This window comes from Mycobacterium sp. (assembly GCF_049281135.1).
In the GTDB taxonomy this organism is placed as follows: Bacteria; Actinomycetota; Actinomycetes; order Mycobacteriales; family Mycobacteriaceae; genus Mycobacterium.
The window spans coordinates 1-8,660 of the sequence record NZ_JBAPRN010000465.1; the positions used below are offsets into that span (position 1 = coordinate 1).

The window sequence follows — 8,660 nt, forward strand, 5'->3', positions numbered from 1 at the left end:
ACCTTCAGTGATCCAAAGCGCGTAGAGCCGGCAGTAACAGCGCGAGCGCGCGACCGCGATGCGATGCCGCGTCCTTTTCCGCCGAAGTCAGCTGTGCCGCAGTGCGATTCTCGCCGTCCGCGATGAACACCGGGTCGTAGCCGAAGCCCGCATCGCCGCGCGCCTCGCGAGCGATCGAGCCGGGCCACTCGCCGCGGACGACGACCTCATCCGAACCGGACACCAGTGCGCAGGCCGAGACGAAGGCCGCGCCACGACGCTCGTCGGGCACGTCGCGCAGCTGCGCCAACAGCAACGCCGTGTTGCCGGCGTCGTCACCATGCGTGCCCGACCACCGCGCGGACAGCACACCGGGCATCCCATTGAGCGCAGCCACTTCCAGCCCCGAGTCGTCGGCGACGGTCGCCAATCCCGTCGCCGCGAACCCGTCGCGAGCCTTGGCCAGCGCGTTATCCTCAAACGTCGCACCGGTTTCCGGTGCTTCGTCGAACGGGGGCACGTCGTCGAGTGACACCAGCGTCAACCCTGAAAGCGAGGCTGCGTCCAATACCCGCCGCAACTCGGCCAGCTTCTTGGGGTTTCGGCTGGCGACCAGCAAGCGGGTCAGCTTCCGAACGCCTTCTGCGGTGTGCCACCCTCGGGCAGGACGCCCGGATAGGGCAACGCCAACGCCTCGTTCTGCGCGACGAACAGCTTCTCGCACGCCCCCTCGGCAGCATCGAGCAGTTTGTTGAGCGTCGACCGCGGGAAGGTGGCGCCCTCGCCGGTGCCCTGCACCTCGACGAGCGTCCCGGTGTCGGTGGCGACCACGTTCATGTCGACCTCGGCGCGGGAGTCTTCCTCGTAGGGCAGGTCGACCCGGACCCGCCCGTCGACGACGCCGACGCTGATCGCGGCGATCGCACAGGACAGCGGCCGCGGATCCGACAACTTGCCGGCCGCCGAGAGGTAGGTCACCGCGTCGGCCAGCGCGACGTACGCGCCAGTGATCGCAGCGGTCCTGGTACCGCCGTCGGCTTGCAGCACATCGCAGTCGATGGCAATGGTGTTCTCCCCCAACGCCGCCAGGTCGATACAGGCCCGCAACGACCTGCCGACCAGCCGGCTGATCTCTTGCGTGCGCCCGGACGGCCGGCCCTTCACGGATTCCCGGTCGCTGCGCGTGTGGGTGGCTGACGGCAGCATCGCGTATTCGGCGGTGAGCCAGCCCAAGCCGGAGCCCTTACGCCAGCGGGGCACACCCTCGGTGACGCTGGCGGTGCACAGCACCTTGGTCTGGCCGAATTCGATCACCACCGAACCTGCGGGATGAGAGGTGAATCCGCGGGTGATGACAACCGGTCGAAGCTCGTCGTCGAGGCGGCCGTCTTCTCGTTTTGACACGCAGCCAACCCTAGCGTGCGCTCAGCCGCTCAGGAGCGCCCAACGTTGAATGTCTCGCCGCACACCACCGCGTGCACCGGACCGCCGAATTCGGCTTTGGCCTCGCTGATCACGTCCTCACGCGAGGTCCACGGCGGGATGTGGGTCAGCAACAACTCCCCTACGCCTGCTGCCGTCGCAATGCGCCCGGCCTCGGTACCGGACAGGTGCAGGTTGGGTGGACGATCGGGCGCATCCGTCCAGGACGCTTCACAAAGAAACACGTCGGCGCCGCGGGCCAGGTCGATGATGGTCTCGCAGTAGCCGGTGTCGCCGCTGTAGACGAATGACGCACCGTCCGGATTGGTGATCCGCATGCCGTACGACTCGGTCGGGTGGCACACCAGCTTGGGCGTGACGTTGACCGCGCCGATCGTCACGGCCTCACCGTCGACCCAGTGATGCACGTCGAAGATGTCAGAGCAGTCGTCAATCTCGCCGCCGAACGGCGACGACGCCGCGCCGAGGCGCGACCACGTGTCGCTCGGGCCGTACAGCAACGCCTTCCCCTTGGGCGGCGACGGATGGTAGCGGCGCCAGACGAACAACCCCGGTAGGTCGAGGCAATGATCGGCGTGCAGGTGCGACAGCAACACGTGAACCGCACCCGGATCGGCATGCCGCTGCAACGCGCCGAGCACGCCTCCACCGAAGTCGATCACCAAGGGCGGCGTATCCGGTGCCCTCAGCAGATAACCCGATGCCGGCGAGTCCGGGCCAACAACGCTCCCGGAGCAGCCCAGCACGGTAATTCGCACGGTCACTACTGTGCCATGCCCAGTACCACGATGGAGAAAACATGGCCGCATTGGGTGAGCAGAATCATCCGCATACCTAGGAAACGTGGGTGTGACGAACGGGTTCAACGCCGGTGATCACCGGTCCCAGAAACCGGGCCGCAAGTGCGAGAAACGCCTCGGGGTCGCCGGTGGCCTCGAACGTTCGGCGCGGAGAAACAACGCCTGGGCGCTCGGGGTGGGGATGCAATAGATCAACCTCGGTCAGCACACGAAGCAGCTCTTTCGCCGTCTCCTCGGCGCTGGATACCAGCGTGACCGCGTCGCCCATCGCCAACTGGATCAGGCCGGACAGCAGCGGGTAGTGGGTACAGCCGAGCACCAGCGTGTCCACGTCAGCGCGCTGAAGCGGCTCGAGATAACCCTCGGCCAAGCCGAGCACCTGACGGCCGCTGGTGATGCCGCGCTCGACGAAGTCGACAAACCGCGGGCAGGCAACGGCGGTGATCTCGGTGTCGCGGGCGGCGGCGAAGGCGTCCTGGTAGGCGCCGGAGGTGACCGTAGCCTGTGTACCGATCACGCCGATGCGACCGTTACGAGTGGCGGCAACGGCCCGGCGGACCGCGGGCAGGATCACCTCGACCACCGGCACGTCGTAGCGTTCGCGGGCGTCGTGCAGGCAGGCCGACGACGCGGAATTGCAGGCGATCACCAACGCCTTCACGCCGCGGTCGACGAGGTCGTCACCGATAGCCAGAGCGTGCTCGCGAATCTGGGGAATAGTGAGCGGACCGTAGGGGCCGTTGCCCGTGTCGCCGACATAGATGATGTCCTCATCGGGCAACTGGTCGATGATCGCGCGGGCGACTGTCAACCCGCCCACGCCGGAGTCGAACACCCCGATGGGCGCCAGTGCGTTACTCATGTCGACTCAATTATTGACCGGACCGCTACGGCCCTTTGCGGCGACGCTCGCGCGCTTGGCGTTCGGGGCTGGATAACAAGTACGCCGCCAGCACGCCGGCGATGCCGCCGCAGAGGTGGCCCTGCCAGGACACTCCACCGCAGACGTTGAGCACTGGCACGGCACCCCACAGAACTCCGCCGTACACAACCAGCACTATCAGCCCGATGACGATCTGCCAGGCCGAACGGGTGAAGAACCCGAACACCAGCAGGAAGGTCAGCCAGCCGAAGATCAGCCCAGAGGCGCCGATGTGGTCAGTCTCGCCGCAGGGCGATCCCAAGTTGCCGATCAGCCAGGTGCCGAGCCCGCCGACTATCCACACGATCGCCGTCGCCCAGAGGAATCTCGACAGACCGGCCAAGGTCACCAGAAAGCCCAGCACCAGCGCCGGCCCGGTGTTCGCGGCCAGGTGCGCCCAGTTCGCGTGCAACAGCGGGGCGAACAGAATCCCCCACAGGCCGTCGGTCTCGAGTGGGCGGATGCCGTTGTCGTCGAATCGGTGACCGTTGAGCTGATCGAATGCCTCGACGATGTACAGCAGCGCCACGAAGCTGATGATGGTGGCCCCGCCGACCAGTATCGGCGAACGCTTCTTCGGCTGCCGCGCCGATGTGTGAATCTGGTTTGTCACCGCCGTAGCTGCCTTTCCACAGCAACCCCCGCTTCGTCCAAGCTACCGGCGTCGCTCGAATGCGCCAGGCAACAGGCCCCGGTAGGTCGGTATTTCGGCCACGGCGTCAGCGGCGATCACCGCTTCGATCACCGCGCGCGCCAGGCAATCGGCTGCTGCCACACCCACGGCGCTGGCCAGGGCGGTTTCCGGCGAGAATGCGGCTGGCACGTCGGCCGATGGCGCCACCTCGATGGCGCCGGTGGCCAGCGCGAACACCGTGTCGCCGTCAACCGGGGTGTGCGCCGGCCGGATGCTGCGGGCAAGCCCGTCGTGAGCAGTGCTCGCGATGTGCCGGCAGGCCGCCGGGCTGAGCGCGGCATCGGTCGCAACCACCGCGATCGTCGTGTTCAGCGAGCTCAGCGGTGATTCGAGCTCGGCGAGGGCGGCGACTTGCACGTCCGGCGGCGCCATTAGACCGAGCTCCTCGACCAGGTAGCTCAGCCACGGCAAGCCGGTGCCCTGGTCGACCACGTTGCCGGCGGAGTTCACCACGACCAGCGCCCCGACGGTCACCCCGGACGTCAGCGTCGTCGACGCACTTCCGACGCCGCCTTTGAGCACACCCGCGCATGCCCCCACCCCGGCGCCGACCGTGCCGAGGGCCACATCGGTTCCAGCCGTCTGGCAGGCGGCGTAGCCGAAGTCGGCGGTGGGACGGTTCCCCCACGCGCCGACCTCGAGATCGAAGATCACCGCGGCCGGCACGATCGGCACGACCCCGCCGGTCATCGCCACGCCGCGGTCGTGCTCCTCCAGCCACCGCATCACCCCGTCGGCGGCAGCCAACCCGTAGGCGCTGCCACCGGCGATCAGCACCGCGTCGACGTAGCGCACGCTGTTGGCCGGGTCCAGCAGATCGGTTTCCCGAGTGCCGGGCGCCCCGCCCCGAACGTCGACGGCCCCGACGGTGCCGGGCGGCGTCAGGACGACGGTGACCCCACTCGCCCAGCCCGCACCCATCGTCGCGTCCGGGTCCAGCCGGTGATAGTCGCCGACCAGGATTCCGGCGACGTCGGTGATCGCGTTCATCACGACCCCATCAGCGCCAGCACCAGATACTCCTGCAGCACGGTCAGCCACTGGTAGACGTCGAGGTGCGGGGCCATTGGGTGGTCGTCGGGCAGGCGATCAGGGCCGTCCGGGCGGATATCGAGCATGGTGCCCAGGGCCAGGCGCAGGTCATTGACAGCCGCGGTCCAGGCGTTGGCCATGTCCTCGGTCAGCTCGAGTTTGCCGCCTTCATTCGGAAGTGTGTCCAGTAGTTGTTGTGCCGCAACGCGTTTAGCGTCGATGATCGCGGGCTCGTGCAGACTGCGCAAGGCGGCGTTCAGGCTGTCGGTGGCCTCATCCGTGGCGCCGTCCGGCTTGGAGAAGTCTGGCAGCAGCCGCTGCAGGGTCACATTGTCCGGCGGCTCGGAGTTGCCGGTCTTCATGCCGGTGATTTGTTCGAGTTCGTCTTGCGGAGACGACGATTCGCGTTCCTCGAGCAGCCCGATCATCGAGGCGACCAGATTCTTCAGTAACGCCGCCTCGTGCGCGTCCAGAGCGGACCGAAATCGGGCGCCGTCGGCGGTCTCAACCCGCTTCCACTTACGCACTCGATCTCAGTGATCCTGCTGCATGGTGGCCCACAGCCCTGCCGCGTGCAGCTTCGTCACGTCGACCTCCATGGCTTCCCGGCTGCCCGCCGACACCACGGCCTTACCTTCGTTGTGGACTTGCAGCATCAACTTGGTCGCGTGCGGCTCGCTGTAGCCGAACAGCTTCTGGAAGACGTACGTCACGTAGTTCATCAAGTTGACCGGATCGTCCCACACGATGGTCACCCAGGGGGCGGCCGTGGCTTCAACCGAGTCGGCTTCCCGCTGCCCAGTCGTTCCCGGCTTTGTCGGGGCTGACGCAACCATGGGTGCCACGATACCGAGCCGCGGTCGAGCAACCGATACCGTTGCGGAGTGAACAACTCGGTCTACACCGGGCTGCTGACCGACAGGTACGAGTTGACCATGCTGTCGGCGGCGCTGCGCGACGGCACCGCGCACCGCCGGGCCACGTTCGAGCTGTTCGCTCGTCGGTTGCCGGACGGACGCCGATACGGCGTGGTGGCTGGGACGGGACGGTTCCTGGAGGCGTTGCCCGAGTTCAGGTTCGACGACGTCGCGTGCGAATCGTTGGCGGAATTCCTCGATGTGGACACACTGGCTTACCTGCGCGATTTTCGGTTCAGCGGCGACGTCGACGGCTACGCCGAGGGTGAGTTGTATTTCCCTGGCTCGCCGGTGCTTTCGGTTACCGGCAGCTTCGCTGAATGTGTGGTGCTCGAGACGCTGGCGCTGTCGATTTTCAACCATGACACCGCCGTTGCGTCAGCGGCCGCGCGCATGGTCAGCGCCGCTCAAGGACGGCCGCTCATGGACATGGGCTCGCGCCGCACCCACGAGCGTGCTGCGGTCGCCGCGGCGCGCGCCGCCTACCTCGCGGGATTCGCTGCGACATCCAACCTCGAGGCTCACCGCCGCTACGACGTACCTACCGAGGGCACCAGCGCGCATGCCTTCATGCTGCTGTACGACGGCCCGGACGGACCCGACGAGCCGGGCGCGTTCGCGGCGCAGGTCGCTGCTCTGGGCGCCGGCACCACGCTCCTGGTCGACACCTACGACGTGACGACCGGCGTGGCCAATGCGGTGGCGGCCGCCGGCACCGAACTCGGCGCGGTGCGCATCGACTCCGGCGATCTGGGCGTGCTGGCCCGCCAGGTCCGCGACCAACTCGACCGGCTCGGGGCCAGCCGAACCCGCATCGTGGTCTCCGGCGATCTCGACGAATTCGCCGTCGCCGGATTGCGAGCCGAGCCGGTGGACAGCTACGGGATCGGCACCTCGCTGGTCACCGGTTCGGGTGCGCCCACCGCGAACATGGTCTACAAGCTGGTCGAAGTCGATGGCGTGCCCGTCGAGAAGCGCAGCGTCCGCAAGGAATCCCACGGTGGCCGCAAAGAGGCGCTGCGGCTATCCCGTTCGACGGGCACGATCACCGAGGAGATTGTGCATCCGATCGGCGAACCGCCACAGCAGGCGCAGAACACCGAGCCCTCGCGGGTGCTGACGATTCCCTTGGTACGCAGCGGCAGGACGGTGATCGACCTGGGCCCTGGAGCTCTGGGCGTGGCACGCAAGCTGGTGGCATCCGGCTTGCGAAGCTTGCCGTGGGAGGGTCTGATGTTGTCGCACGGCGACCCGGCAATTCCCACCACCCAGATCTCGACACGACGTCCACCGACCGACACGCAGGAGTAGCCACGACCGACGACGCCCCAACGCCGACCACGCAGCTGCTGGCCACTGCGGTGGCGGCACTGGGCGGCAGCGAACGCAGCGGTCAGCTGGAGATGGCCGACGCGGTCGCCCGCGCCTTCGAAACCGGCGAGCATCTGGCCGTGCAGGCGGGCACCGGCACCGGAAAGTCGTTGGCGTACTTGGTTCCGGCGATCAGCCGCGCGGTCTCCGACGACGCCCCGGTCGTGGTGTCGACCGCGACGATCGCCCTGCAGCGCCAACTGGTCAGTCGCGACCTGCCCCAGCTCGTCGACGCGCTCAGCGATGCGTTACCCCGCGAGCCCCGCTTCGCGTTGTTGAAGGGTCGACAGAATTACCTGTGCCTCAACAAGATTCACAGCGGCGCTGCCGCCGATGCCGATAGCGAACCTCAGGAGCTCTTCTCGCCGCAGGCAGCCACCGCGTTGGGTCGCGACGTGCAGCGGCTCACCGCCTGGGCGTCGACGACGGAGTCCGGCGACCGCGACGACCTCAAGCCCGGCGTCGCCGACCGGTCGTGGACGCAGGTCAGCGTGTCCGCTCACGAGTGCCTCGGCATGGCCCGCTGCCCGTTCGGCACCGAATGCTTCGCCGAAAAAGCCCGCGCCGTTGCCGGTCAAGCCGATGTCGTCGTCACCAACCACGCGTTGCTGGCCATCGACGCCGTCGCCGACTCGACCGTGCTACCCGAGCATCAGCTGCTCGTCGTCGACGAGGCGCACGACCTGGTGGACCGGGTGACCGCGGTCGCCACCGGCGAGCTGTCGGCGACCGCGCTCGGCGTCGCCTCCCGGCGCACAGCCCGGCTGGTCGAACCGGAGCTCATGCAGCGATGGGAACGGGCATCGGCCAACTTCACCGCGGCCATCCAGGACGCGTCGGCCGGCCGTATCGACCACCTCGACGACGAGCTCGCCACCCATCTCGCGGCGCTGCGCGACGCGGCCACCGCCGCGAGGTCCACCATCGATACGTCACCGACCGACCCCAAGGCCGCCTCGGCGCGGGCCGAGGCGGTCGCCAGCCTCGCCGAGATCGCTGACACCGCAACACGCATCCTGGTGTCGTTCGGGCCGGCGATCCCCGACCGCACCGATGTGGTCTGGCTGGACCACGAGGACAACCGCGGGTCGAAGAGAACCGTGCTGCGGGTGGCGCCGTTGTCGGTGTCCGGACTGCTGCGCACCCGGTTGTTCGCCGACTCGACGGCGGTGTTGACCTCGGCGACGCTGACCGTCGGCGGTTCGTTCGACGCGATGGCCAAAGCGTGGGGGCTGGCCGATACCGAAATGCCTTGGCGCGGAATCGACGTCGGATCGCCGTTTCAGCATGCCAAGGCCGGGATCCTCTACATCGCGGCCCATCTGCCGCCGCCGGGCCGCGAGGGCACCGGCTCGGCCGAGCAGCTGACCGAGATCGCCGAACTCGTCACCGCGGCGGGCGGGCGCACGCTCGGGCTGTTTTCGTCGATGCGTGCCGCACGCGCGGCCGCTGAGGCGATGTCCGAGCGGCTGTCGACGCCGGTGCTGTGTCAGGGCGACGAC

10 protein-coding genes are annotated in these 8,660 nt (G+C 67.9%); 2 read left to right on the forward strand and 8 right to left on the reverse strand.

Features of this window, described 5'->3' with window-relative positions; all coding sequences use genetic code 11:
* Positions 1 to 4: 4 nt before the first annotated feature.
* The 8 genes from rdgB to clpS all read right to left on the reverse strand — a co-directional run bounded on the left by rdgB (position 5) and on the right by clpS (position 5,706).
* The gene (gene rdgB, locus WAN02_RS18735; RefSeq protein ID WP_422265749.1) at positions 5 to 607 is read right to left on the reverse strand and encodes an RdgB/HAM1 family non-canonical purine NTP pyrophosphatase; all 603 of its coding nucleotides are present in this window, start codon (positions 605 to 607) and stop codon (positions 5 to 7) included.
* On the reverse strand, positions 604 to 1,383 hold the full coding sequence (gene rph / locus WAN02_RS18740) for a ribonuclease PH (protein ID WP_422265742.1): 780 nt from the start codon (positions 1,381 to 1,383) through the stop codon (positions 604 to 606). Before rph ends, rdgB begins: the two co-directional genes overlap by 4 nt.
* 29 nt (positions 1,384 to 1,412) lie before the next feature.
* Positions 1,413 to 2,186: a cyclic nucleotide-degrading phosphodiesterase gene (locus WAN02_RS18745; RefSeq protein ID WP_422265743.1), complete on the reverse strand. Its 774-nt coding sequence runs from the start codon at positions 2,184 to 2,186 to the stop codon at positions 1,413 to 1,415.
* 70 nt (positions 2,187 to 2,256) lie between these two features.
* Positions 2,257 to 3,084, reverse strand: a complete 828-nt coding sequence (gene murI, locus WAN02_RS18750) for a glutamate racemase (protein WP_422265744.1) — start codon at positions 3,082 to 3,084, stop codon at positions 2,257 to 2,259.
* A gap of 25 nt (positions 3,085 to 3,109) precedes the next feature.
* The gene (locus tag WAN02_RS18755) at positions 3,110 to 3,757 is read right to left on the reverse strand and encodes a rhomboid family intramembrane serine protease (protein WP_422265745.1); all 648 of its coding nucleotides are present in this window, start codon (positions 3,755 to 3,757) and stop codon (positions 3,110 to 3,112) included.
* A 42-nt stretch (positions 3,758 to 3,799) separates the two neighbouring features.
* On the reverse strand, positions 3,800 to 4,828 hold the full coding sequence (locus tag WAN02_RS18760) for a P1 family peptidase (RefSeq protein WP_422265746.1): 1,029 nt from the start codon (positions 4,826 to 4,828) through the stop codon (positions 3,800 to 3,802).
* On the reverse strand, positions 4,828 to 5,397 hold the full coding sequence (locus WAN02_RS18765; RefSeq protein ID WP_422265747.1) for a DUF2017 domain-containing protein: 570 nt from the start codon (positions 5,395 to 5,397) through the stop codon (positions 4,828 to 4,830). The genes WAN02_RS18760 and WAN02_RS18765 overlap by 1 nt, the downstream gene beginning before the upstream one ends.
* Before the next feature lie 6 nt (positions 5,398 to 5,403).
* Positions 5,404 to 5,706 (reverse strand): ATP-dependent Clp protease adapter ClpS, encoded by a 303-nt coding sequence (clpS, locus tag WAN02_RS18770; RefSeq protein WP_325689856.1) that lies wholly within the window; start codon positions 5,704 to 5,706, stop codon positions 5,404 to 5,406.
* Between the two features lie 48 nt (positions 5,707 to 5,754).
* Here clpS and WAN02_RS18775 point away from each other — a divergent pair, with 48 nt between their 5' ends.
* Together WAN02_RS18775 and WAN02_RS18780 are read left to right on the forward strand one after the other, a co-directional pair.
* The gene (locus tag WAN02_RS18775; protein ID WP_422265748.1) at positions 5,755 to 7,098 is read left to right on the forward strand and encodes a nicotinate phosphoribosyltransferase; all 1,344 of its coding nucleotides are present in this window, start codon (positions 5,755 to 5,757) and stop codon (positions 7,096 to 7,098) included.
* Positions 7,099 to 7,133: 35 nt separating this feature from the next.
* The coding region (locus tag WAN02_RS18780; RefSeq protein ID WP_422265750.1) for an ATP-dependent DNA helicase at positions 7,134 to 8,660 on the forward strand (1,527 nt) is incomplete at its 3' end.

What these genes read in the sequence shown, in the direction of transcription:
- murI (WP_422265744.1), bottom strand. Translation starts at nt 3,084, where the DNA reads ATGAGTAACGCACTGGCGCCCATCGGGGTGTTCGACTCCGGCGTGGGC.
- WAN02_RS18760 (WP_422265746.1), bottom strand. Translation starts at nt 4,828, where the DNA reads ATGAACGCGATCACCGACGTCGCCGGAATCCTGGTCGGCGACTATCAC.
- clpS (WP_325689856.1), bottom strand. Translation starts at nt 5,706, where the DNA reads ATGGTTGCGTCAGCCCCGACAAAGCCGGGAACGACTGGGCAGCGGGAA.